Origin of the sequence: Pseudomonas sp. 5P_3.1_Bac2, assembly GCF_025465995.1 — a bacterium.
In the GTDB taxonomy this organism is placed as follows: domain Bacteria; phylum Pseudomonadota; class Gammaproteobacteria; order Pseudomonadales; family Pseudomonadaceae; genus Aquipseudomonas.
In genome coordinates, this window is the sequence record NZ_JANLNY010000016.1 from 56447 (window position 1) to 81486 (window position 25040).

Sequence of the window (25040 nt, forward strand, 5' to 3'; positions counted from 1 at the left end):
TCGTCGGTACTGAGCAGAACAATACTCGTAGACAACGCGCTGGAGGAAATGCCACTCGACTCTCACTGGGGGTGTAGGGCTTGCCTTTGCCGAGTGTCGAATTGCTGGGTCAATGAGATTTTTTTTGACATCAGCCCAAGGCCTGGGCACTCCCAAGAGGGGAACAAACATAAACGCATAGTTAGCCTTAGCCTCAAGTAGGGTGCAGCGAGGCTCGTCGAACCCATCCCACCAGGTTGCGCTCCAACTCCACTCCAAAGGAAAGGGAAACCCTGTTACCCAGGCTTGATAGCTCGCGGCCTGTTTAGACATTGAGTGCCCTTTACCATTGTTAGGGGCCAACATTGTGCCTTCGGCAGGTGGACAATCGACACAGTCCTTATCCTTCTTGCTATCACAGCTGCGCGTACGCTCCTGCGTTTGGTCTGCTGTTCGAGTCTGCGGCAACACCTGCGGTCGCGGAAGTGGCCTTGATTGGGGAAGCGTCTCCGGAATGGGGCGCGGTGCAGGCCGTGCCGGAGGCATTGGCAGTCGTGGGGGCAGTGGACGCGGTAGAGCAAGGCCGGGGCCTAACCGAGGTGTGACTCTAAAGCCCATAGCCGCCCCCGGAGTTCCCAGTGAATTCCCCGCTGCGCCGATCAATCCGCCCATAACACTTGGGTCCCTATCAGTTTCATTGAGTGTTCCTGAGTTTCCAGACAAATTCCATGACGTGCTGATAATCCCTGAAGCGCTGCTCTGGTGAGTCAGCGACAGCTCGCTTCATCCAAGACACGAACTCTTTGTCTTGATCAAAATTGGGGAACATAAGACCGTAACGCATGAAGTCCTCAATCACCTCTGGATCGGTTAGCCCCAACTCTATGGCATGGCGTCGATACCCGGCCAAGTAGTTAATACCCCCCGTCAAACCAAGTCGGTCATACCAAGCCGGATCTTGTGTACGCAACTCCAGCAACAAGCGCTCAATTGTTTCATCGCTGCGTACTTCATCAAGTTGGGCTACTTGCTCGCTCGATAGCTCAAACATTTAGCCCTCCGTGGCTAGCTGCCTCCATGGCCAAATAGCGGGTTCCCAGTGGCTGCCAGACCAACCAATGATTGACTGGCCCCATCATTTGCTGCCTTTGCTCAACAGTCAGAACGCTATCAAGTGATCTTCGGACAGTAGGGTTGTAATAGCGGAACAGAGATTTTCTGCCATCAGGTAATCGGGTAAACAGGAGTGACCCAAGATGCTTGACAAGTACATCAAACCCATGCGTGCTCATGAGCCAACATACCCACGGCTCCTTGCGGTCCCGGCTTACCAACCAGTTTTGCAAATCACCATCATCTTTCAGGTGAACAAGGGCAGGACCTGCATGCTTAATTGTTTCCAGCTCGGTTCCGGCCAATAACCACTGCCACTGGGTTGAGGAGCTATCCAGCCGGTTGCCTAAGGTAAGGTACTTAGCACCATCAACAAGTGCGTAGAGCTGTAAATCCGGGATCTCTGCAAGACGCGCCCTAACCTCGTCATTAATCCCACGGAAACCATCGGGCAAGCTCATTAATTCGCACCAAGCGATTCAAGCGGAACAAAAGTTTGATTCCGCTTCGCCGCCAAAAGCAGGCAGGGAAGACAAAGCTTTGTTCCCAAAGGCAGAGAGAAAGATGAGTAAATAGGGCTTGGCGTATGTGTATTGCCGATGATTACAGTTCCAGAACCACCGATTACAACATTTCCATGGTCGCCCACACTTCCAAGGGTGGCGACGGGCAAGCCATTAATGAAGACGTTGGATACGAGATTACCCGTGAGTCCAGAGCCGCAAGCGGTGGTGTCACCCTGTCTGGCGGCTGGTAGGCCGTCGAACAGGACATCCGGTGAGCCTGTAACGATGGGATTAGTGCCATGCCCAGGAATTGGACATGCGGTTGGGTCAGATACCCGAGCAGCAGGTTTTCCTGACATTCTGACGATCCTTGTCTGAACAGATTACAGCTAGTTGTAAAGCAATGTTGGGCGATACGTCAATCAACTAGGAACTTAGGGTATCCGAACTAAAGCGTTAGGGCCCTAGTTGTAAGCATCCCCCCGTAACTCCCAAGCGCTCCGCGCTCCAAATAAATAAGCAGTCATACGTATCAAAAAACTTCCCTACTCACACACTCACCCTTGGCTGTTAAAACGGCAAATAGAGACAAGTTTGGTAGGCAAATGAGATCTTAACGGTAAATAGATCGGTACACTGGCGGTACAGTCACCAGCTTTTATAGATTTCGCCTAACTACGTTAAACATCAATAACAGCACTACTTTCAGCTAACTGTGCCTACGCTAAGCTCCGCCCGATTTCACTAGGCTTGCAGCGTTTCTAGGCAACTCATAATCCTTTGGTCCACGGTTCGTGTCCGTGTGGGCCCACCATATAAATCAACGACTTAGCCCAGCCTCCGTGCTGGGCTAAGTCGTTTCTGGGTGCGGTGAAAAATCTGCGTCCGTTTCCTTCCTGCGGCAGTGGAACTCTAGACGTTTTGCAGTACGCAGATTGAGGCTCAGGTGGCTCCCTGAATAATCCCGGCTCCGCAGAGACCTCCAAAGTCCACTAGGAGGGGCCATGGGTACCGGCGTTGGCCTGAAGAACTCAAGCTCGGGGTGGTAAAGCAAGTGGCCGCGCTTGGTTTGCCCGCTGCCGCTGTAGCTGCTCGCTAGGATGCATCGCCTCACAGCCCGTATCTGCGCATCACGCGCTACAGAGCAAGCTGGTTGCGCAGCGTCATCATGAAGACGACCCGCAGCGCGCCGAGTTCAAGCGAGCGGGTTGCTGGGGAGCGCGACATTCTGGCAAAGGCCGTCGCGTGCTTTGCCAGGGAGCCCGGCGGAGGGAGGTCTTGATCCGTCAGTTGGCGGCGAACGACCCGAGGCCTTGCCGGGTTCTGAAAGTGCACCCCGGTAGTTACTAAGCCTGCTTGAACCAGCCCAGATCTGCGCGTAACAGGACGATCACTATTTCGATTGCTGACGGCGCTGATCATAAAATCGATCGATTGCTGAAATGAATTCTGGGCGCCGAGCACAATCGTTGAAGGCAAGTTGCTCTGCTGCCAACTGCTCGAGCAAACCCTTCTGCGAAGACGATCGCATCAGGCGCTTTAAATGAGCCAGTGCCACAGCCTCGCGGCCTGCCAGGCGCCGAGCCATCCCCATAACCACCTCGTCCAGTGTCGCCAAAGGCACCACACGGGTGACCAATCCCATCTGCAATGCCTCCGTGGCAGTGAGCCGCTCGCAGAGCAGCGCAATCTCCAGCGCCCGCCGCAACCCAACAACACGCGGCAGCGACCAGGAGGCGCCACCATCGCAGCTAGTTCCAATGTCGGTGTAGGCGAAACTGAAGCGGGCATCATCGCTCACCACCACCAGATCAGCCGCCAGTAACAAGCTCAGCCCGGCTCCCGCAACCACACCTTGCACACAGGCAATCACGGGTATCGGCATTTCCGTCAGTAAGCGGACGCTCTCGTGCAGAGGCTCGATCAAGCGATTGGCTACGCCCACGGGATCAGCACGCAAGGCCGCAAGATCGCCACCCGCCATGAAAGCCCTGCCGCTGCCGCCAAGCACGATCACACGCACAGTGGTGTCGTCAGCCAGCTTGCGCAGCGCATCACAGAGACTTTGCGCCAGGGTTTCATCCAGGGCGTTGAGCACTTCGGGGCGATTAAAGTGCAGACGCACCACATCGCCTTGGCGATCGACTAATAAAGATGGCTGAGACATGACTAGCAACTCCAGGATTGCCCGATAACATTGAATGCCGAGATGCTATGCCATGTGCCGGAGGCCGCCCTCCTCCGTTCGAACTACAGCCAGAAATGACAAGGCCGGCACATGGCCGGCCTTGTCAGGTCGTCTAAAGGTTAAGGTTTGCTCAGAGCCACGGTGACGATCTCGCGGCGCTCTGCCATGCTCGCCGGCACCTGATCCTCGTTCATGAAGAACTGCTGGTACCATTCGCGCAGTTGATAAACCGGCCCATCTGTTTCAGCCAATACCGGCTTGTCGATGCGGATCTTGTTCTTCCAGATGATCACATCCTGATAGAAGGAATTACGGTTGCCGACCACATAGTCCAACGCAATCTGGCGAGTCTGCTCGTCGCTCATACCGGCTACGCGCTTGACCATGCAACCGAAGCGCAGATCGAAGCTGTTCGGCGTCACCGGCACATGGCTGTTGAGCAGAATGGCATGGACCTCGACTCCGCCGAAGTTGGAATTGATGCGCGTAAAGTGAGTCGCCGGACCATAGTAGGCGGAGTCTGCCGCCAGGCCGCCGCCAAGGTGCTCGGAGTCGCCACGGAAGATCTGATGACCGATGTGCCCCTCGAAGATGTTCGAGAAGTAGCTGGTCGGAGTACCGTGCACCGGGCCGAAGTGGTGAGCATCGACCAGGTTATCGACCAACTCGCGCGGGTTGGTGTCGATGCGCATGATGTCGATGTTCCACTCATGGATCCATTCATCGCTGTCCATTTCCGGCAGGTGCGGAATGACAACGCCCTCACGCGGCGGATTGCCCTCGGGGTTGTTCCACACAAACAGCAGGTTGTTCTCTTCGCAGGTGAGCCACTTCTTGGTTTTGGCCTTCGGCGGGATGCGCTTGCAGTAAGGCACTTCTACACACTTTCCACCAGCGTCGTACTTCCAATGGTGGAAGGGGCAAACCACGCGATCATCTTCGACGGTACCGTGAGAGAGATCGGCCCCCATGTGCGGGCAGAACGCATCGAGAATATTGATCTTGCCATCGCTGGTCGCAAAGGCCACCAGACGGGTGCCAAATATGTCCAGCGTGTGCGGTTTGCCGTCGCGGTACTGATCTGCATCGCCAAGGCAGTGCCAACCACGCGCGTAGCGGTGTGACTCCAGAGCGTTTTCAACCTTGATCTCAGCGAGTTGCGTCATAGTTATTGTTCCTCTCAAGACACTCACAGAATGGGTCACTCGCTCTGAATTCCCCTACAGAGTACAAGTGATCTTTACTTGGGCATCTTCTATCAAGGTCCACCGCTACTCATCCTCTGCTTGGACTAGTACAAATAAGAACACTTAGCATCGTGGCGATGGGCAGCTGCTCACGTCCAGGCACAACGGCGCAAATGCCAACAACCGCTGCGCCCATTCCGCCTCCGGAGGGTTTTCCAGGCAGAGAAGCGCCGTATAGGGGAAGGCCTCGCAGAAAAACGGTGTGAGCTCATACAGGGCGGCGGCGCGGCACTCGGCATCCGCCTCCAACACCTGCAGCAACTGCTCTGTCGCTACCTGACCAGCGAACAACCACAGCTGCCGGCTGCGCGGCGCCACCTGCTCAGGCGCCCGCCCCCACTTCAGTTGGGCCTGTGCGGTGCGGGTGAAATCGCGCTGCATGAAATTGCTTTCGTCGCGCGCCAAGGCCGGGCCAGCCTCGGACAGGAACACCTGGGCCAAATCGAAATCGTCGGGGTAGTCGAACTCGCTGAGACAGTCGCAGCCAGCCTGTGCACAGTCGGCCGGGTAGTTGCGCTGGTACAGGCTGGGCGGGAAGAACTGCAGGGCCAACGGTGCATGCCGCTGCTCGTAGTAGTCACGAAACTCGGCAGCACTGAGGTCTGCGCGCCGGCGAATCAGGCTGAGGTATTTCATAAGATTGTCCTGTCGGCTGACCATAAAAAACGGCCGTAACCCGGGGGTAGCGGCCGCTGGAAACACTGCAGAAACCCGCGACCTAAGCCACGGGCTGGATCGCACTTATTGACCGCGGCGACGGGCCGCTTCCGGACCGAAGTCACCGGCGGTGATGTCCGGCTGGTTCAAGATGTAGCCTTTGCGCTGCTCGTTGATCAGGTTGAACGCCAGGTAGCTGCCGGCATTCAGGTCGTGGTACAGGCCCACGCCGGCCTGCCAGCCCTGCAGGTCAGGCAGGTGGATCGTGTTGAGCATGGAGGTGCGCCACAGCTCGCCGCGGTTGTCGTAGTTGTCTGCCAGAACCGGGAACCAGCTGTCTTCGTCGATGTACAGGTCACGCTTGGCATACAGGTGACGGAAACCCTCCTTGAGGGTGGCACGAATGATCCATACCCGACGCAGCTCGTAGCGCATCAGATCAGGGTTGATGTGATTGGGCGTAAGCATGTCGGCGTACTTCAGATCCTTGGAGTGGATCTTGTAGTTGTTGGCAGGCACGTAAAGCTCTTGCTTGCCTACGATGTCCCACTTGTAACGCTGGCCCGAACCGTTGAATACACGTACCTCATCCACGGTGATCGAACCGCCGGTGCCCGGGAACGCCATGTCGTAACCATAACCAGGGGACTGACGCACACGACGGGTGCCCGGGTCGTAACGCCAGCTCTGAATCGGCTTGGCGACGTAATCCCAGTAGGTCACACCGGTGTTCACCTCCCCCTTGTCACGCTGCGGCAGCATGGTCAGGTTGCTGTAATAGGAGGAAACCGGCAGGTCCTTGGTGTAGATCACCTTGCCCGGCTCGTTGCCCGGCGACATGTTGCGCGAGTGCACGCGCCCCCAGTTGATCTTGCCATCCTTGAGTACATAGGCGTTGTCGGAGACGTAGTCCTCGGTCCAGGCATAGCGGCCACCCATGGTGGCGTTCATACGGATCTCCTCGGCACGCTTGGGGATTGGGAAGAACACGCCACCTGCGCGGCCCTCGATACCCTCGCCATCAGTCACCAGCTTGGCGATGCGGGCGTTCTCCAGAGTGGCGTCACAGACACCCTGGGTGTAAGTGAAGTCGCGGTGGCTCGGATACACCGGCATTTTGAAAGTCTGCGGATACTGCTTGAACAATGCCTTCTGACCTTCGGACAGGCGATCAGCATACTGACTCATGTTCTGCGCAGTGATGACGAACAGTGGTTGCTCATTGGCATAGGGGTTCTGCGGGTGGTGGCCAGTGCCCTTGAATTCGATCCCATCCGGCACACCCGACCACTTGCCGGTGAACTCAGGGATGCTGCCGTCAGCATTACCGGCCTTGATGGCCCCGAAACAGGTTAAATCATTGCCCAGTCGGGCGATTTCTTCAGCAGACAAAGCTGCATGGGCAATGGATACATGTCCCTGCAGAGCCAGCACAGCACCCAGACACAGACCGAGTTGATGGTTACGACGCATTTTGTTCTCCTTATAGACATCGACGATCAGCACCAGCGGCATCGCCATGGGCACACAAGGGGTCACTCTGGAAAACTGCTGACAGACCTCTTGCATGAGGCCCGAGGCAGGCAGGTCTCAACTGAGACTTCGGCGCACCAGAATGACGCCCTTCGCCCCGGCAGGGTGCTGCTGAATAACAACAGGAGAAGGAAGGTTCTACATCGTCCGCACGGACTAACGCGAATGTCGTCCGTGACATTCAAGGGAAGCGGATCAGATGCTGGAAAGACGTCGTTCTGTCTCTCGGGCCGCAGCTGCGATGGGACGCACCACCGCTTGAGGCTGAGTTAGCGCAACCACGCTGTTGAGCATGATTCGGACCAGCTCAGTCTGGCGGCGCACACCGGTCTTCGAGAAAATCGAGCGCAAATGGGCCCGCGCCGTATTGCGCCGAATGTTGAGAGCCTCGGCTGCTTCCTCCAGCGAAAGGCCATTGGCCAACTCCAGGGCCAGCCCCGTTTCCGCTGGCGTCAGGTTGAACAACTGCTTGGTAACCAGGCTGCTGGCCTGGGACTTGCCGACGGCATCGCGGATATAGACAACCGCAGCGGGCCGCCCTTTACCCTCGACCAGCTCCTGGGAAGGTATGGGTTCGACAACCAGCCCAAAACTTACCTGCCCTGATGGGCGTGAAATAGACATCGCCTCGGCAGTGTTGCCCCCCTCCGCGCCAGGGCGCAACGCAATGCTGCGCAGCACCCGCTGCAGCTCGCGGTTGTCACTCGGGTAAGTTGCCTCCAGGCGCCCGCCGACCAATTTCAATCCATCATTGCTGCGCAGAATTTCCTGGGCTACCGGATTGAGCTCCAGCACCATGCTGCTCTCATCCAGGATCATGGTGGCTATCGACAAACGTCCGATCGCCTGGGAGAACAGACTGCCCAGGGAGGCACTGCGATCGAGCTGTGAATACATTTGAACTGCACGACGGATGTGCGGCAGGAAGAGCTCACAGAGCTTGCGCTCATCGTCGGAAAAACGCGGACTGGATCGCGGACGACTGATGCGAAAGCGCAGGAGTCCACCATCCCGAGTGGTGATGTTGGCCCCCAGCGTATGGAACGTGTTGTAGGGTTTGCAATACAGCAGGTAATAGGTCGAGCGTTCCCACTCACCATCGTTCATCAGGTCCGCAATGGTGAAAACCTGATTGGGTGCAAGGTTGATAAAGGGAGCGGACTCGTCGTGGTAGGTCAGATACACCACTTCGCCATTGGTCTCCCCCATGCCCGCAACATCGCCAGCAACGATCATGGGCGCTGGCACCGGCTCATCGGCCGCCCGCAGGATCAGGGTCACATAGTTGGCCTGGAACAGCTGGCGGACTTGATTCAATGCCTCGCCCAAACAACGAGTATCGAAAGCAGCTTCGTAGATGTTGCTAATAATCTTGTCGTACCGGGTAAAACTCAGTCCGACTCTTTCCAGCACCTGGTCTAGCGTCAAGGGATTCACGTGCACACCTCGCAGAGCAGGTCCGGCCTGCTCTTTTTTATTGTTATCAAACGCTTCGGTTAGCTGGTAGCAGGCACTCCCGAAGCGAACCCTTCATGCAGAATCATTTACCCTCCTTGGCCTCTACACCGTTAAACCGAATCAGCAGCAACCGCAGACGGTGCACGCTTGACCAATGACCGCCCCTGATTGAACCAGGCAGCCAGCGCCGGCAGCAGGAAGATCGCACCGAACACGTTGACCAGAAACATGAAGGCCAGCAGCAGCCCCATGTCGGCCTGGAACTTCAACGGTGCAAACGCCCATGTGCACACGCCGATCGACATCGTCAGCGCGGTGAACACTGCAGCCGTGCCGCGTTGGCACATGGCCTCGTAGAATGCCATGCGCAGATTCTTGCCCTCCGCCATTTCATGCTGAATACGCTCGTACAGGTAAATACCATAATCGACGCCAACACCCACACCTAAAGCCATCACAGGAAGTGTCGCCACCTTCAAACCGATGCCCAGCATGGCCATCAGCGCATTGCACAAGGTGGCCACGATACCCAGCGGCACGAGGATGCACAGCACCGCTCGCAACGAACGGAAAGTGATCAGGCAGAACAGCGAGACCGAACCGAACAGCGCTGCGAGCATCACCACTTCGGCACGCTTGACCGCCTCGTTGGAGGCAGCCATCACGCCAACATTGCCCCCGGCGAGCTTGAACTGCACCTCTGGCACAGACACCTCGGCGATGATGCGCTTGGCCTCCTCGACCACATGGAACACCGTGGCGCCCTCATGATCGGTAAGGAAGATCAGAATCTGCATGCGCTGGCAGCCATCGGTAACCAGGCCATGGTCCGGTGAATAGGCCAGAGAGCCCTGCTGCAGCCCGCGCGAGGAGCCAGGGACCGCGGCCCAGCGCGGATTGCCTTCGTTGTTACCGGCAATCAGCTCCTTGCCCATCCCTGCCACGCTCTGCAGCGACTGCACGCCGGCGACGTTGCGCATCTTGAAGTCGAAGGCCTCCACAGAGCGCATTACCGCAGGGTTCAGGCAGGCCTCATCGCCCCCCTTGACCTCGGCAAATACGGCCAGCACGTCGAGCCCGATGGAGTAGCTGGAGATGATCTTGGCGTTATCCTGGTTGTAGCGAGAGTCTGCCCTCAGCTCCGGCGCCCCGGTGCCGATATCGCCCACCGCCAGCTGGCGTGCCTTGGTCACGCCGAAACCGAGCAACAGCAGACTCAAGGCAAATACCACCAGCGCCGGCCCTGGTTCCGCCAACGCCGACAGGCGCCACCACAATGGATGAGGGGCCGTCGTAGCGCTGGTGCGCTTGCCTTGCTGTGCCACGCGTCCCAGGCTCATGTGCGAGATGATGATCGGCAGCATCATCTTGTTGGTGATGATCATCAGCATCACCCCGATGCACGCGGTCACCCCCAGCTCATGCACGATCGGGATGTCGATCAGCATGATCACTGCGAAACCGAGCGCATTCATCAACAACGCCAGCGCACCGGGAATGAATATCTTGCAGAAGGCCTCACGCGCCGCACTGACCGAATCGGAGCCGGCCAGGACGTCCTGCTTCCAGGCATTGGTCATCTGCACGGCATGGGAAACGCCGATGGAGAAGATCAGGAAAGGCACCAGAATCGACATCGGATCGATACCCAGACCCAGCAAGGGCAGCAACCCCAGCAGCCAGACCACCGGCAGCAGCGCCACGCCCAGCGACACCAGGGTCAGCTTGAGCGAGCGGGTATACACCCAAAGCAGGGCCCAGGTGATGAAGAAAGCGGCGCCGAAGAAGCCAATCACCGTGCCCAAGCCCTCGACCACATCGCCGACCAGCTTGGCGTAGCCGACGATATTGATTTCGACCTTCGCGCTGCTGTACTTGGCGCGGATTTTTTCCAGCCCTTCGGCAATCTCCAGATAGGAGACCTTCTTGCCGGTGCGCGGATCGGTATCCTGCAGGTCGGCACGCACCAGGGCGGACTTCAGATCATTGGCCAGCAGACGGCCAATCTGTCCGGAGCGCATGGCGTTGCTGCGCACCTGCTGCAGATCCTGCTCGGTGCCGTTGTACTGCGGCGGAACCACCAGATCGCCGACGTAGCCATCCTCGGTGATCTCGATATAACGCACGTTGGGAGTGAAGAGTGAGGTCACGCTAGGGCGACTGACACCCGAAATAAAGAAGACCTCGTCGGTAACCTTCTGCAGAACCTCAAGGAACTCGGTGTTGAAAATGTCACCTTCACCGGTCCAGCGCACACTCACCATCACCCGATTGGCACCGGTGAAATTGCGACTGAAGTCGAGAAAGTTGGCCATGTAGTCGTGGCGCACCGGAATCTGCTTGTTGAATCCCGGATCGAGACGAATCTGCGTGGCGCTGTAGCCCAGCACCAAGGTCACCAACAGGAACAGGCCAAGCAGCGCCTTACGGTGCTTCATCAGCTGATCCGCCGACCACTGCACCCAGTGCTCCATCCGCGTTTGCTTGTGTGTCATCACTTGCTCACCGCCAATCTGCTTTGATCGCCTTGAGAAACACCGTGTTCCCCTCCCACCAGAACCAGACGCGCGCTCGGCGCGGCAACGGAAGTCAGGGTGCCGAGGCCCTTGCGCCGGGTGCTTTCAATCAGCTGCCCCTGTTCATCCAGACGCACTAGCGTGCTGTCGGCGCCCACCAGGACCAGGCCCTGCCCTTCCGGCAGCCGCACATGGCCGTACAGCGGGTTGCCGTGTTCGAGCTTGAGGTGCTGCCACTGCTGGCCAAAATCGTCGGTTACGAAGACATTCCCGCGCATGCCGTAGACCACCCAACGCGTAGCGCTGAGGCGGGCCACACCAAAGAACGAGCCGCTGTAGAAGGACGGCAGTGTTTCCCAGTGCTCGCCGCCATCGAGGCTGCGCATGACCAGGCCCTGCTCGCCGACCAGCATCTGCCGGCCGTCAGAACCGCCATCCATACCGTTGAGGTGGTAACCATCCGGATTGACCTCGCGGGCATTCCAGGTCAATCCGGCATCGGCAGACTCGTAGTACTTGCCGAAGCTGCCGAAGGCGAACGCCCGCTGACCGTCGACACTCCACACGCCCAACAGCGGCTCACCCTGTTCCTCGTCGTGGGCGACCTCCGTCCAGCTATTTCCGCCATCCTCCGAGCGCAGCAGCCATCCATCGTGGCCCACGGCGAGCATTACCCCGGAGCCCAATGCCGCGACCCCGGTCAGCGTGATGTCCCGTTGCGGCGAGACACTGGCCGGCAGCCAGCTCAAGGCATTATCACTGCTGAGCAAGATGGTGCCCCGCTCACCGACAGCAACCAACTTGTGCTCGATGGCCACCATATCGTTGATCTGCACCCGATCAACATGCAGCGTGGTGGCGGCCATGGAGGCAGGATTACGAGGGGCGAAGGCATACGCCACGATTGCTATTACCAGGGCGCTCATGCCATAGGCGATCAACTGACGCATGAGTCGCCCTCGCATCTGGCAGGGAGATGCTTTAATGCACGCATTCTGCTTCCTCTTGTTTTCAGCTAGCGCAGAGCTGCCCAGAACGCCCCGATATCCGCCGGGGTGGGCATGTATCGCAACTCGTGGGAGGCGATGCTAGCGAATTGGACTTGAGCCGCTGCCGGCTTGATGTAGTGAGGAGTCGCCTGGTACAGCAACGGGACGAGAGCGATGGCGACGACAGGTACAACCAAGGCGACTGCCTTGATCCAGCTTGCCCGAGGCGATATCGGTTTACGCATGTCGACGGACATGGCGATTCCTCATTTTATTTTTGTTTTATACGCCTGCCGGTGGTTAAACCGGCAGGCAAAGGTATGCACTGATATTCGGATCAGGCACCCGCTCCCACATCGTCCAAATGGGTTAGATGCCGTACCCGCTGGTCAATGCAAAGCCCTGCGGGTCATCACGTTCAAGGCAGCTCGAACAGCCCCGCCGCGCCCATGCCGCCGCCGATGCACATCGACACCACCACATAGCGAGCACCGCGACGACGCCCCTCCAGCAGGGCGTGGCCAACCATCCGCGAACCGCTCATGCCGAACGGGTGACCGATGGCAATGGCGCCACCGTTAACGTTGAGATTGTCATTGGCGATGCCCAGGGCGTCGCGGCAATACAGCACCTGGCTGGCGAAGGCCTCGTTGATCTCCCACAGATCGACATCGTTGACGCTCAGGCCAAAGCGCTTGAGCAGCTTGGGCACGGCATATACCGGGCCGATGCCCATCTCCTCCGGCGCACAACCGGCCACGGCTATGCCGCGGTAGATGCCCAGCGGAGTCAGGCCGCGGCGTTTGGCCTCGGCGCTGCTCATCAGCAAGCAGGCGCTGGCACCATCGGAGAACTGCGAGGCGTTGCCGGCAGTGACGAACTCGCCCTGCTCCACCCACTTGCCGTCCTTCCAAACCGGCTTGAGCGCCGCCAGGTCCTCAAGCTTGGTGCTCGGGCGATTGCACTCGTCGCGCTCGGCCAGTACTTCCTCATGGCCGAGCGGATTGCCTTCCTTATCGAAGCACAGCTTGTTGGCGCGCAGCGGCACGATTTCCTCGGCGAAACGCCCAGCCTGCTGGGCTGCCGCGGTGCGCTGCTGGCTCTGCAGGGCGTACTCATCCTGCGCGGCACGGCTGATATGGTAGCGGCGCGAGACGATCTCGGCAGTCTCGATCATCGGGATATAGGCGCTCGGCGCCACTTCCAGCACCGCCTGCGACTGCGCGCGATAGGTGTTCTTGTGCTTGGTCTGGGTCAACGACAGCGACTCCACGCCGCCGGCGATGGCGATATCCATCTCGCCGCAGAGGATGTTCTTGGCGGCCACCCCGATGGCCATCAGCCCGGAGGCGCACATCCGATCCAGGGCCATGCCCGGCACGCTGTGCGGCAGGCCGCCGGTATAGGCGCACAGGCGGCCGATGTTGTAGGCCTGGGTACCCTGTTGCACCGCAGCGCCCATGATCACATCACCCACGGCGTCGCCCTCGACCCCGGCACGCTCAAGCACCGCACGCACCACATGACCACCGAGTAGCGGGGCCTCGGTGTCGTTGAAAGAGCCACGGAAGGATTTGGCCAGCGCGGTGCGCGCAGTGGAAACAATAACGACTTCAGTCATGACGGAACTCACTCACAAACGGGATTGAAGGTGTAACGGCTAACGGTGTCGACCACGCAGCCAGGGCGTTCACTGCCCTCGATTTCGATGCTGATGCGCACGATGAACTGCACCGCAGCACCGATCAGCTCGGCACCCAGCACCTCGCCGCGCCCACGCACCCGCGAGCCGACCTTGACCGCCGCCGGGAAGCGGGTGCGGTCGCTGCCGTAGTTCACGCCCATGGCGAGGTTCTCCACGCTCATGAGCTGCGGCATGAACAGGTTGGCCAGGGACAGGGTCAGGTAGCCATGGGCGATGCAGGCGCCGAAGGGGCCCTGCGCGGCGCGCACCGGGTCCACGTGAATCCACTGATGGTCGCCAGTGGCCTCGGCGAACAGGTCGATGCGCTCCTGGGTAATGGTCAGCCAGTCGGTGTGCCCCAGCTGCATGCCGGCGGCGCCGAGCATTTGCTCGGCGTTCTTGAAGATCACGCTCATCCGGGCCTCCTCAGGCGTGCTGCGAGCTGACCGACAGCACTTCGCCCACCATGTAGGAGGCGTAGTCGCTGGCGAGGAAAATCATCACGTTGGCCACTTCCCAGACCTCGGCAGCGCGGCCGAAGGCCTCGCGACTGGCCAGTTGCTCGAGCAGCTCCTGGCTGGAGGCCTTCCTGAGGAAGTCGTGCAGGGCAATGGACGGCGACACGGCATTGATGCGCACGCCGCTTTCCGCGGCCTCAACTGCGCTGCACCGGGTCAGCGCCATGACGCCGGCCTTGGCCGCCGCGTAATGGGCCTGCTCCTTCTGCGCGCGCCAGCCAAGCACCGAGGCGTTGTTGACGATGGCACCGGCACCGCGCGTCTCCATGTGCGGCAGCATTGCGCGCGTCATGCGGAAGGTGCCGGTGAGCGTCACGTCGATCACTCGCAGCCACTCCTCGTCGGTCATCTCGGTAACGCGTTTCTGACCACCGAGCCCAGCGTTGTTGATCAGTACATCGACGCCATTGAGCGTCTGCTCGGCCGCAGCCACCAGGGCCTGAACCTCCTCTTCCACCACCACATTGCACAGCTGGCCGTAGATGGCCTGCAGGCCGGTTTCAGCCTTCAGCCGTTCCACCGCTTCCTCGAGACGACGCGGATGGATATCGGAAATCATCAGCGCGCGACAGCCTTCTTCGGCGCAACGCTTGGCCGCGGCATAACCAATACCGGCGCCAGCAGCGGCGGTGATCAGCACGGACTTGCCAGCCAACAGTTGGTGGCCTGGAACGTAGGGGGGAGCTTGTCTCACGGTAAAAACCTCGGCGATAAACAGTACGCAGCTAGATATAAACGCCGGGCCAGCGCCTCACATCGTCAAAACGGACGTGGGCCAGGCATAAAAAACCCCCAGGGCCGTACAGACAGCCATGGGGGCATAAAAGAGCGGGCAGATGGCTGCCCCAGCCTAAGTCAGCTGCCGTAGACCTTCTGGGCCGGCACTTCGGCGGCGAGCAGCCGGGCCATCGCCTGCCCCAGCTCTGCCGGGGTCCAGCGCGCGCCCTTGTCTACGCCGGCCGTGGTACGCCAGCCGTCGGCAATGGAAATCTTGCCGCCTTCGGACTCGAACACCCGGCCGGTGATGTGCGCGGCCTCCTCGCAGGCCAGCCAGGCCAGCAGGCTGGAGACGTTTTCCGGCGCCCAGTAGTCGAAGCTGCCATCTTCCGGCGCGGCCATGCGTGCGGCCATGGCCTCAACCGCCGTGGTCATGCCGGTACGGGCGGCCGGTGCCACTGCGTTGGCGGTGATGCCGTAGCGCCCCAGCTCGGCGGCCTGGTTGAGGGTCAGTGCGGCGATGCCGGCCTTGGCGGCGGCATAGTTGGACTGGCCGATGGAGCCCTGCAGACCGGCACCGGAAGTGGTGTTGATGATGCGCGCGCTGACCGCCTTGCCGGCCTTGACCTGGTCCCGCCAGTAATGCACGGCGTGCGAGCTGATGCAGAAGTGGCCCTTGAGGTGCACGCTCATGATCGCGTCCCACTCGGCCTCGGTCATCGAGGCGAACATGCGGTCGCGGTTGATGCCGGCGTTGTTGACCACCACATGCAGATCGCCGAAGGTCTCGATGGCCTGCTTCACGGCGTTTTCGCTGTCGCTGTAATGGGTGATGTCGGAGGCGTTGGCCACCGCCTTACCGCCGGCGGCGATGATCTCATCCACGACTTTCTGTGCGGCCGCCTGGTTGATGTCGTTGACCACCACGCAGGCGCCTTCGGCAGCGAACACCCGTGCATGGGCAGCGCCCAGACCACCGCCGGCGCCGGTAATAATGGCCACTCGGCCGTTCAGAATACCCATCTCACATTCTCCCAAAAATTCGTCGCGGCACTTGCTGCCGGAAGCCCTTACAGGCGCTCAATGATGGTGACGTTGGCCTGGCCGCCGCCTTCGCACATGGTCTGCAGGCCGTAACGGCCCCCCGTGCGTTCCAGCTCGTGCAACAGCGTGGTCATCAGGCGGGCACCGGTGGCGCCGAGCGGATGGCCCAGGGCGATCGCACCGCCGTTGACGTTGGTCCTGGCCGGATCGAAGTCCAGCTCCTTGGTCCAGGCCATGACCACCGAGGCAAAGGCCTCGTTGATTTCCACCAGGTCGATATCGGCCATCTGCATACCGGCCTTCTTGAGCGCGTGGCGGGTCGCCTCGATCGGTGCGGTCAGATGCCAGATCGGGTCATCGCCACGCACGCTGAGGTGGTGGATGCGCGCCCGCGGCGTCAGCTTGTAGCGTTTGAGCGCCGCTTCCGAAACCACCAGCAGGGCCGCCGATGCGTCACAGGTCTGGCTCGACACCGCCGCCGTGATGCTCGGGAAGTTCGCATCGACCGGCTCCAGGCTGGCCATTTTTTCCAGGGTAGTGGCGCGTGGCGTCTCATCCTGGTTCAGGCCTTCGCAAGCCACCACTTCACGGGCGAAGCGGCCGGCCTCGATGGCCGCCAGGGCCCGGCGGTGGCTTTCCAGGGCGAAGGCTTCCATGTCGGCACGGCTGATCTGCCAGTGGTCGGCGATGCGCTGGGCGGCATAGAACTGATTGACCGGCTGATCGGCGAAGCGCGCGCGCCAGCCGAGGCTGCCGGAGAACGGATCGGGGAAGCCCAGCGGCTGGCCGGCGAGCATGGCCGAGGAGATCGGGATCTGCGTCATGGTCTGCACGCCCCCGACCGCCACCACGTCCTGGGTGCCGCTCATCACCGCCTGGGCGGCGAAGTGCAGCGCCTGCTGCGAGGAGCCGCACTGGCGGTCCACCGTGGTGCCCGGCACGCACAGCGGCAGGCCGGCGGCCAGCCAGCTGGTGCGGGCGATGTCGGCAGCCTGGGAGCCGATGGTATCGACGCAGCCGAAGATCACGTCATCGTATTCGTCAGCCGGAATCACGTTGCGCTCGACCAGGGCCTTGAGCGCATGCGCGCCGAGGTCGATGGCGTGCACATGGGCCAGGCTGCCCTTGCGCTTGCCGGTGGGCGTGCGCAGCGCGTCAACAATATAGGCTTGGGCCATGATTTATTCCTCGAAGGTGTTGCCCGGCAGCAAGGCTGCGCCGAGCAGATGCTGGTCGATGCGGGTTTTGTGCAGGGCACGGTCGCCCCACGCGTTGTCCAGCGCCCAGGCACGTTTCATGAACATCTGCAGATCCACTTCCCAGGTGTAACCCATGGCGCCATGCACCTGAATGCCGTGCCGTGCCGCCAGCCAGCTGGCCTCGCAGCAGGCCAGACGGGCATGGGAGATACGCACGTCGACATCCGCTTCGCCACGGGCCAGGCCATGAGCCGCGCGATACAGCACCGGCTTGGCGAATTCGATCTGGGTGGCGACATCGGCCAGATGATGTTTGACCGCCTGGAAGCTGCCGATTGGCTTGCCGAACTGTTTGCGCTGGGCGACGTAGTCGACCGACAGATCGAGCATGCGCTGGGCCAGGCCCACCAGTTGCCCGGCCACCGACAGGGCGCCGCGATTCAGGGCCTGCGCCCACAGCACGCGACCCAGTTCGGCATCGGCGATGCGCGTCTCGGCGCCCGGCGTCCACTTCACGCAGTACAGGCGGCGCGAGGCATCGATACTGGTATTGGCCTGCAGCTCGACCTGATCGCTACGCAGGGCGTGAATTTCATCGTCATGCGCCAGCAGCAGCAGGTCGGCCACCTGAGCATCGGCCACCCAGGGGTTGACCGGATGGCCGACGGCCACGCGGATGCTGCCTTCGGCGATCTGCGCCAGCCAGGCGTCGCGGGCCTCGCCCTGCGGCAAGCCGGCGAGCAGCCCCGCCGCCAGGTAGGCGGTGTCGCTCAGCGAGTCGGGAATGGCGTAGTAGCCGAGTTCCTGGGTCATCAGCGCCCAGGCGATGTCGTCCATGCCCAGGCCGCCGCATTCTTCCGGGACAGAGAGCGCGGTCATGCCCTGCTCGGCGAGTTTGCCACGCAGGTCCGGCGAGCGCCCGGTATCGGTTTCCCAGATGTCGCGGAGCATTTCCGGAGCGGCCTCGGTCATCAGGAAACGGCTGATGGCCTCACGGAACGCCAGTTGATCTTCGGTAAAGGTGAAGTTCATCGCCCGCCCCTCACTTCGGCAGACCGAGCATGCGCTCGGCGATGATGTTGCGCTGGATTTCGTTGGTGCCGGCGTAGATCGGGCCGGCCTGAGCGAACAGGAAACCCTCCAGCCAGCCAGTCTCTTGCGCGGCCAGCAGCGGCGCGCCGCTGCGCAGCTCGCCACGGGCACCGAGGATGCGCATGGCGGTTTCGTTGATCAGCAGATCCAACTCTGACCAGACGATCTTGTTGGTGCTCGACTCGGCGCCGATCTTCTCGCCGCGGCTCAGCCGGCCCACGGTGTGGTAGGCCCCCAGGCAGTACGCCTCGGCCCCCATCCAGGCACGGGCCACTGCCTCGCGGATGCTCGGGTCGCGGTCGGCCACTTCAGCGTTGGCGCGATACAGTTCGACCAACTGCCGGGCAGTGGACTGGAAGCGCGCCGGCGAGCGCAGCAGCAGGCCACGCTCGAAACCGGCGGTGGCCATTGCCACATGCCAGCCATGCCCCTCGTCACCGATGCGGTTGGCCACCGGCACGCGCACATCGTCAAAGAAGATTTCGGCGAAGGCGTCTTTGCCGTTGAGCGCCTTGATCGGGCGAATGGTCACCCCGGGCGCATCCAGCGGCACCATCAGGAAGCTCAGGCCATGGTGACGAACGGATGCCGGATCGCTGCGAAACAGGCCGAAGGCCATGTCGGCGAAACTGGCGCGGGTCGACCAGGTCTTCTGCCCGTTCAGCACATAGTGGTCGCCGTCGAGGGTGGCCTTGGAGCTGATCGCCGCCATGTCCGAGCCGGCATTGGGCTCCGACCAGGCCTGCGCCCACATGATCTCGCTGGAGGCCGTGCGCGGCAGGAAGTCGCGCTTCTGTTCCTCGGTGCCGAATTCCATCAGGGTCGGGCCGAGCAGCAACTGGCCGTTGATGTTGACGCGCATGGGCGCGCCAGCACCGTAGTACTCTTCCTCGAAGATCAGCCACTCAATCAGATCGCAGCCACGGCCGCCCAGGTGCTCGGGCCACATGACCATGGAATAGCGCGCCTCGAACAGCTTGCCTTCCCAGGTCCGGTGCTGCTCGAAACCTTCACGGGTGTCGTAGCTGGCCAACTTTTCCTTGGGCAGGTTGGCGGCCAGCCAGGCACGCACTTCGGCGCGGAAGGCCTTTTGCTTGGGGGTATAGATCAGATCCATGGCGTGCCTCAGAACTTCGCGTCGCGTTTTTCGACGAAGGCGCGGCGGGTCTCCGCCGAATCCGCCTCGTTGTAGGCCTGCAGGGTGAAGCCCTGCTCCCAGCGATATTTGTCTTCCAGGTTGCCGTCCTCGATGCCGTTGAGGGCTTCCTTGGCGATGCGGATCATCGCCGGGCTCTTGGCCGCGATCTTGCCGGCGATTTCCAGCGCGGCGTCGCGCAGTTGCTCGCGCGGCACCACGCGTTCGATGAAGCCGTAACGCTCGGCCTCACGCGCACCGATCTTGTCGCCGGTGAAGAATAGGTAACGCACCTTCTGCACCGGGAACAGGCGCTGCAGGTGGGCGCCGCCACCCATGGCGCCACGGTCCACTTCCGGCAGGGCGAAGGTGGCGCACTCGGAGGCGACCACGATGTCGGCCGCGCCGGTGATACCAATGCCGCCGCCAAGGACGAAACCGTGCACCGCGACGATCACCGGCACCGGGCAGCGATGCACGGCCTTGAAGGTCTCGTAATTGCCACGGTTGACCTTAACGATCAGCTCCGGATGCTGGTCCAGCTCCTTGATGTCGACGCCGGCGCAGAAGCCACGGCCTTCGGCACGGATGACAATGACCCGGGTCTCGGGATTGGCGCCCAACTCGTCGATGGTCTTGGCCAGACCCAGCCACTGCTGACTGTCGAGCGCGTTGACCGGCGGCTTGTTGATGACCAGCTCGGCCACACCGTTGTCCAGGCTGGTGATGAATGCGGTGCTCATAGCGCGCTCCCTGCCACAGCCTTGGGCTGGGCGTTGCGTTGATAAAGCTCGGCGAGGCAGGCCTCGGCCTGCGCGACGATCTCGGAAATGATGATTTCGCAGCTGGCCAGCTCGCCGATGGCCGCCGCCACCTGGCCGGAGGGCAGGATGCCTTCGTCCGGCTGGCCGTCCTGCATAGACTTCTGCAGCAGCACCGGCTGGTTGGAGGCCATGATGGTCTGCGACAGCGCCTCGGGTTCTTCCTTGATTACCTTGAGCAGGGTCGAGAGCATGTGCGCGCTGCTCATGCCGGTCTGCTGCTTCCAGCTCCAGGCGCTGCGCAGGGCGATCAGCAGACGGCCCAGGCCGCTGGCTTTTTCCAGACGGTTGATGAAGGCGTTCTCGATCATGCGGTGGCGCATGCCGTCGACCGCCAGGGTCACGCGGATCTGCTGCGGATCGCTGACCTTGAGGTAACGCTCCAGGGTCTTGGCTGGCGTTGGCGACTCTTGGCTCATCAGGAAGCGCGTGCCCATGGCGATGCCACAGGCACCCGCAGCCAGGGCCGAGGCCAGGCCACGGCCGGTGGAGAAGCCACCGGCGGCAATCACCGGCACATCGACCGCGTCGAGCACCTGCGGCAGCAGGATCGAGCTGGGTACGCCACCGGTGTGACCGCCACCCTCACCGCCCTGAATGGTGATCATGTCGGCGCCCATCTGCACCGCCTTGATCGCATGCTTGGCCGCGCCCACGGTGGGAATGCACAGCACGCCGGCATCCTTGAAACGTCTGACCGTCGCCGCATCCGGGCCACGGCCGTAGCTCACGGCCTTGAGGCCGTACTCGATGGCCATGTCCACGCAGTCGCCGGCGTTTTCCTGAAACATGTGAAAGTTCAGGCCGAAATTGCGGCTGCCGGTGGCGGCGATGATCTTCTCGATTTCGCTGCGGGTCTGCGCCGTATCCAGCGTGGCCGCAGCCAGGAAGCCGAAGCCGCCGGCGCGGCTGGTGCCGATCACCAGATTGGCATCGGCCACCCAGCCCATGGCCGTCTGCACCACCGGATAACGGCAGCCCAGGCGGCGGGTCAGTTCGGTTTGCAGCCAGCTGCTCATCAGGCTTCTCCTGCGGACTTCTTGTTCGCCGCGGCCATGGCCTTGGCGTCATAACCGCCGAGCTTGTCGCCGGACAGCAGTTCGTTGTGGGTGTGCGCGAAGTGGTGCCAGGCGAATACCGCATCCATCGCGGTGCGCTTGCCGGCCAAGTCTTCCACGTGATTGATCGCCTGCTTGGTCAGCGCCAGGCCCATGCGCGGCTGCTTGGCCACCTTGGCGGCCAGCTCGTAGGTGGCGGCCTCCAGCTCGGCTCGCGAGACCACGCGGTTGACCATGCCCACCTCATAGGCGCGGCTGGCCGGCATGCGATCGCCGGTCATCAGGAATTCCTTGGCGATGCGCGGGTTCATCTCGTAGGGATGAGCGAAATACTCCACCCCCGGAATGCCCATGCGCACCACCGGGTCCTGAAAGAAGGCATCGTCGCTGGCCACGATCAGGTCGCAGACCCAGGCCAGCATCAGGCCGCCGGCGATGCAGGCGCCCTGGACCATGGCGATGGTCGGCTTGGGCATCTCGCGCCAGCGCCGGCACATGCCGAGGTAGACCTCCTGCTCGCGCATGTAGAGGAACTCGCCGCCGGGCTTGTTGCTGTGATCCCAAAGCAGATGGGCGCGCTCGAACTCCTTGTTGATGTCGCGCCCCGGCGTGCCGATATCGTGGCCGGCGGAGAAGTGCTTGCCCTCTCCGCGCAGGACGATGACCTTGACCGCGTCGTCGTTGATCGCCCGCTTGAAGGCAGCGTCCAGCGCGTAGGTCATCTGCGAGTTCTGCGCATTGTTGAACTCGGTACGACTCATGGTCACGCTAGCGATGCCATCGGCCACGGCGTACTTCACCGGACTGTCGGTCTCGTAGACGCTGCTGTCCACCCGCTCGATAAATTCGCTCATCATCTACTTCCTATCAGGCCTGGCGGATGCCTGGCGGGTTGCCCTTGAGCTGCTTGCTACGCAGATCATGCGGGTCGAGACGGCGAATAACCGCCAGCTGCTCTTCGCTCGGGTACGGGGTTTCGCCCATGCCCGGCGCCTTGAGCAGGGCGAAGCCGGTTTTTTCCTGCACTTCGTCGAAGCTCACGCCCGGGTGCAGGGACAGCACCTGGGCAGCGTTGTCCGGGCCGTTGTAGTCGAGCACGCACAGGTCGGTGAGGACGATGCCAATCGACATCAGCTCCTGGTTCATGCCCTTTTCCCAGCGCTCAGGATTCAGGCCCACACCGGAGACCATGTCCACCTCGTGCACCAGGGCACGGGTCGAGTGACTGGGCATGAAGAAGGAATTCTTGTGGTTGATGCTGTTACCCGGCAGGCCGCGCACGCCGAGCATGGCGATCTTCGGCTGGTAGTAGTCGGGGCCCACGGTGGACAGGTTGGTCTGGCCGAAGCGGTCGACCTGGGTCGGGCCGATCATGGCGTGGCGACGCCCGCCCCAGACGCACTCGAAGACCCGCTCGAAGCCCATGTAGCCGGAGTATTTCGGCACGTAGTCGCCGCGTGGGCCGACCGGGATCGGCTCTTCCACCAGGAAGCACTCGCTGTCGGTCATCAGCAGCTCGGGGCTGTGGGTCAGCTTGGCCAGTCCGGCCCCCAGGCGCGGCAGGATACCCAGACCCGAGGCGAGGATCTCGCCATTGCCGCGCCAGGCTTCGCTGGCGGCGACGATCATCAGTTCGGCGAGAGAAAAGTCTTTGGCAACGCTCATGGTTTTCTCCTCAGAATACCGGCTGGGCAAGGGTGGACAGGCGCTCGGCGCCGCCGTTCTTGGCCTGGTAGTCGGCCTCGCTGATCTGCACGAATTCGTCCATGTAGGCGGCCCAGCCGTTTTCGGCCTCGGCCGATTCGGCGTAGCGCTTCATGTGCGACAGGTCCCAGCCATAGTCCGGGGCACAGGTGGTCGGGTGCGCGCCGAACGGCGCATGCACCACGCCGGTGACCAGGTAGCGCTCGAACATGTTGAAACGCGCCTGCTCGGCGGTCAGTTCGAAGCGCTCGCTGAGGCGTTCGCAAGACACCACGCACTGCGCGGACGCACGCGCCATCAGATGATCGAAGTAGGCGTCGTTGCCGGTGATCAGGGTGTTGCCCAGGCGATCGGCCTCGTTGACGTGGAGGAAGCTGATATCCAGATTCAGCGCCGGCATGGCCAGCAGGACCTCACCGTCGGCATAGGGCGAGGTGATGGTCTTGATCTCCGGGTTCAGCCGGGTGACATCGGTGGCCAGACCGCAGCGGGTCGGCAGGAATGGCAGACGCATGCCGGCGGCGCGCAGGCCCCACTGATACATGCCCTCGTCCAGCTCCATCAGTTCCTTAATCTGCCCGGCCTGACGGCACTTGCGGAACCAGGGTTCGAGCGCAATGGCATCAAGGGTGGCAAAGCCGAAGATCAGCTTCTTGACCTTGCCGGCAGCGCACAGCATGCCCATCTCCGGGCCGCCATAACCGACTACGGTGAGGTCCTTGACGTCCGAACGCAGGATCTCGCGCACCACGGCCATCGGCTTGCGCCGCGGACCCCAGCCACCGAATCCGACCGTCATGCCGTCGCGCAGCAGGGCAACAGCCTGCTGGGTTGTCATTTGCTTGTTCATTAGGATTCCTTACTGCTGGCGACCGACCGAGAAGTCGTGCCCCCAAATGCTCACGCGGGTGAATTCGAAGGCGCTGTGCTCTTTCCAATCCAGCTGCAGACCGCCAAAGCCGTACTCCAGATCGAAGCCGGACGGGGTCTTCATGTAGAAACTGGTCATGCGGTCGTTGAGGTGCTGACCCAGGGTGGCCGACAGCTGAGCGCCATGGGCCAGCATGCGGTCATGGGCGCGACCGACCTCGGTCATCGAGTCGACCTCCACCATGGCATGCACGCAACCACTGGGCACCGGGTACTCGGCCAGCGCCAGGCTGTGGTGGCGGGCGTTGGCGCAATGCATGAAGTAGATGCGCACGGGTGGAGCATCCGGGGCCGGGCGGAAGTTGAAAATATCGGACATTTCGAAGCCCAGCACATCGCGAACGAAGGCCAAGGTTTCATCGAAATTCGGCGCAGGCAGCACCGTGTGCCCCAGGCCCATGTCGCCCGTGATGAAGCGCGGCACGCCTTGCGGCGAAACGAATGGCAAGCAGTCGGAACGATGTCCCCAGGACAGTTCATGGCGGTTGCCAGACGGATCGATGACCACAGCCAGCTCCTGCACGCCGCGCTGGTCGATCTCCTGAGCACTACCCAGAGTGAAGGCCACGCCTTTCTCTTGCAGCACCTGCAGGGCATGCTTGAAGGCGGCCGCAGTGGCCAGCTCCCAGCCCGAGGCAAGATAGCGACCCTCGCTACCCTCGGTGATCAGCATGCGGAACGGACGCTCGTCCATCTTCACATAGAGGCCACCCTGCGGGGCCTGACTGACAGACATGCCGAGCACGTCTTCAGCGTAACGTTGCCAGTCGCTCAGATGGGCGACCTGAGCGACGAGGTAACTCAATCCACGGATCTCGATCATGTCCCTGCTCCTGAACTGGTCGTTTCATGACAGGCACATTGTGCGAAGCGCCTACCCATGCCTCATCGTCCGTTGAGACTATGGCTGGCAGCGAAATGGGCCTCGTCTGCGGCTAGTCCTTTTTAGGGA

23 protein-coding genes and 1 pseudogene are annotated in these 25040 nt (G+C 61.5%); all 24 read right to left on the minus strand.

The window, feature by feature from the left end; translation table 11 throughout:
* Positions 1-51 precede the first annotated feature (51 nt).
* Positions 52-651 (minus strand): annotated as a pseudogene (locus NTD81_RS10485) (restriction endonuclease fold toxin 5 domain-containing protein); the annotation flags it as partial.
* 22 nt (positions 652-673) lie between these two features.
* Positions 674-1030: a hypothetical protein gene (locus NTD81_RS10490; RefSeq protein WP_262182220.1), complete on the minus strand. Its 357-nt coding sequence runs from the start codon at positions 1028-1030 to the stop codon at positions 674-676.
* On the minus strand, positions 1023-1553 hold the full coding sequence (locus NTD81_RS10495) for a DUF4123 domain-containing protein (protein ID WP_262182221.1): 531 nt from the start codon (positions 1551-1553) through the stop codon (positions 1023-1025). Before NTD81_RS10495 ends, NTD81_RS10490 begins: the two co-directional genes overlap by 8 nt.
* Positions 1553-1957, minus strand: coding sequence for a PAAR domain-containing protein (locus NTD81_RS10500; protein ID WP_262182223.1), 405 nt, complete (start codon positions 1955-1957; stop codon positions 1553-1555). The genes NTD81_RS10495 and NTD81_RS10500 overlap by 1 nt, the downstream gene beginning before the upstream one ends.
* 1034 nt (positions 1958-2991) lie before the next feature.
* A complete protein-coding gene (locus NTD81_RS10505) occupies positions 2992-3765 on the minus strand; it encodes an enoyl-CoA hydratase/isomerase family protein (protein WP_262182224.1) in 774 nt (257 codons plus the stop codon).
* 140 nt (positions 3766-3905) lie between these two features.
* Positions 3906-4952, minus strand: coding sequence for an aromatic ring-hydroxylating dioxygenase subunit alpha (locus tag NTD81_RS10510; RefSeq protein WP_262182225.1), 1047 nt, complete (start codon positions 4950-4952; stop codon positions 3906-3908).
* Between the two features lie 144 nt (positions 4953-5096).
* Positions 5097-5669 carry an EthD domain-containing protein gene (locus NTD81_RS10515; protein WP_262182229.1) on the minus strand — a complete coding sequence of 191 codons (573 nt, stop codon included), beginning with the start codon at positions 5667-5669 and terminating at the stop codon, positions 5097-5099.
* Between the two features lie 105 nt (positions 5670-5774).
* Positions 5775-7163, minus strand: coding sequence for a DUF1329 domain-containing protein (locus tag NTD81_RS10520; RefSeq protein WP_410017143.1), 1389 nt, complete (start codon positions 7161-7163; stop codon positions 5775-5777).
* A 255-nt stretch (positions 7164-7418) separates the two neighbouring features.
* Positions 7419-8660, minus strand: coding sequence for a helix-turn-helix transcriptional regulator (locus tag NTD81_RS10525; protein ID WP_262182231.1), 1242 nt, complete (start codon positions 8658-8660; stop codon positions 7419-7421).
* A gap of 131 nt (positions 8661-8791) precedes the next feature.
* A complete protein-coding gene (locus tag NTD81_RS10530; RefSeq protein WP_262182232.1) occupies positions 8792-11176 on the minus strand; it encodes an efflux RND transporter permease subunit in 2385 nt (794 codons plus the stop codon).
* On the minus strand, positions 11176-12147 hold the full coding sequence (locus tag NTD81_RS10535; RefSeq protein ID WP_262182234.1) for a WD40/YVTN/BNR-like repeat-containing protein: 972 nt from the start codon (positions 12145-12147) through the stop codon (positions 11176-11178). Before NTD81_RS10535 ends, NTD81_RS10530 begins: the two co-directional genes overlap by 1 nt.
* Positions 12148-12604: 457 nt before the next feature.
* Positions 12605-13807, minus strand: a complete 1203-nt coding sequence (locus NTD81_RS10540) for an acetyl-CoA C-acyltransferase (protein ID WP_262182235.1) — start codon at positions 13805-13807, stop codon at positions 12605-12607.
* An 8-nt stretch (positions 13808-13815) separates the two neighbouring features.
* Positions 13816-14286, minus strand: a complete 471-nt coding sequence (locus NTD81_RS10545; RefSeq protein WP_262182236.1) for a MaoC family dehydratase — start codon at positions 14284-14286, stop codon at positions 13816-13818.
* A 10-nt stretch (positions 14287-14296) separates the two neighbouring features.
* The gene (locus NTD81_RS10550) at positions 14297-15082 is read right to left on the minus strand and encodes an SDR family oxidoreductase (RefSeq protein WP_262182237.1); all 786 of its coding nucleotides are present in this window, start codon (positions 15080-15082) and stop codon (positions 14297-14299) included.
* A 161-nt stretch (positions 15083-15243) separates the two neighbouring features.
* A complete protein-coding gene (locus NTD81_RS10555; RefSeq protein ID WP_262182239.1) occupies positions 15244-16128 on the minus strand; it encodes an SDR family oxidoreductase in 885 nt (294 codons plus the stop codon).
* 47 nt (positions 16129-16175) lie between these two features.
* The gene (locus NTD81_RS10560) at positions 16176-17327 is read right to left on the minus strand and encodes an acetyl-CoA C-acetyltransferase (RefSeq protein ID WP_262182240.1); all 1152 of its coding nucleotides are present in this window, start codon (positions 17325-17327) and stop codon (positions 16176-16178) included.
* Positions 17328-17330: 3 nt separating this feature from the next.
* Complete coding sequence (locus tag NTD81_RS10565; RefSeq protein WP_262182241.1) at positions 17331-18380, minus strand: acyl-CoA dehydrogenase family protein; 1050 nt, start codon at positions 18378-18380, stop codon at positions 17331-17333.
* Between the two features lie 10 nt (positions 18381-18390).
* Positions 18391-19557 (minus strand): acyl-CoA dehydrogenase family protein, encoded by a 1167-nt coding sequence (locus tag NTD81_RS10570; RefSeq protein ID WP_262182242.1) that lies wholly within the window; start codon positions 19555-19557, stop codon positions 18391-18393.
* Positions 19558-19565: 8 nt separating this feature from the next.
* Positions 19566-20318, minus strand: a complete 753-nt coding sequence (locus tag NTD81_RS10575) for an enoyl-CoA hydratase family protein (RefSeq protein WP_262182244.1) — start codon at positions 20316-20318, stop codon at positions 19566-19568.
* The gene (locus NTD81_RS10580; protein WP_262182245.1) at positions 20315-21415 is read right to left on the minus strand and encodes an NAD(P)H-dependent flavin oxidoreductase; all 1101 of its coding nucleotides are present in this window, start codon (positions 21413-21415) and stop codon (positions 20315-20317) included. Before NTD81_RS10580 ends, NTD81_RS10575 begins: the two co-directional genes overlap by 4 nt.
* Entirely contained in the window at positions 21415-22308 is an 894-nt protein-coding gene (locus NTD81_RS10585; RefSeq protein ID WP_262182247.1) for an enoyl-CoA hydratase, read from the minus strand. The genes NTD81_RS10580 and NTD81_RS10585 overlap by 1 nt, the downstream gene beginning before the upstream one ends.
* 13 nt (positions 22309-22321) lie before the next feature.
* Entirely contained in the window at positions 22322-23119 is a 798-nt protein-coding gene (locus NTD81_RS10590; RefSeq protein ID WP_262182287.1) for a CoA-transferase subunit beta, read from the minus strand.
* A gap of 10 nt (positions 23120-23129) precedes the next feature.
* On the minus strand, positions 23130-24008 hold the full coding sequence (locus NTD81_RS10595) for a CoA transferase subunit A (protein WP_262182249.1): 879 nt from the start codon (positions 24006-24008) through the stop codon (positions 23130-23132).
* A gap of 9 nt (positions 24009-24017) precedes the next feature.
* Positions 24018-24911, minus strand: a complete 894-nt coding sequence (locus tag NTD81_RS10600) for a VOC family protein (protein ID WP_262182250.1) — start codon at positions 24909-24911, stop codon at positions 24018-24020.
* Between the last annotated feature and the right edge of the window lie 129 nt (positions 24912-25040).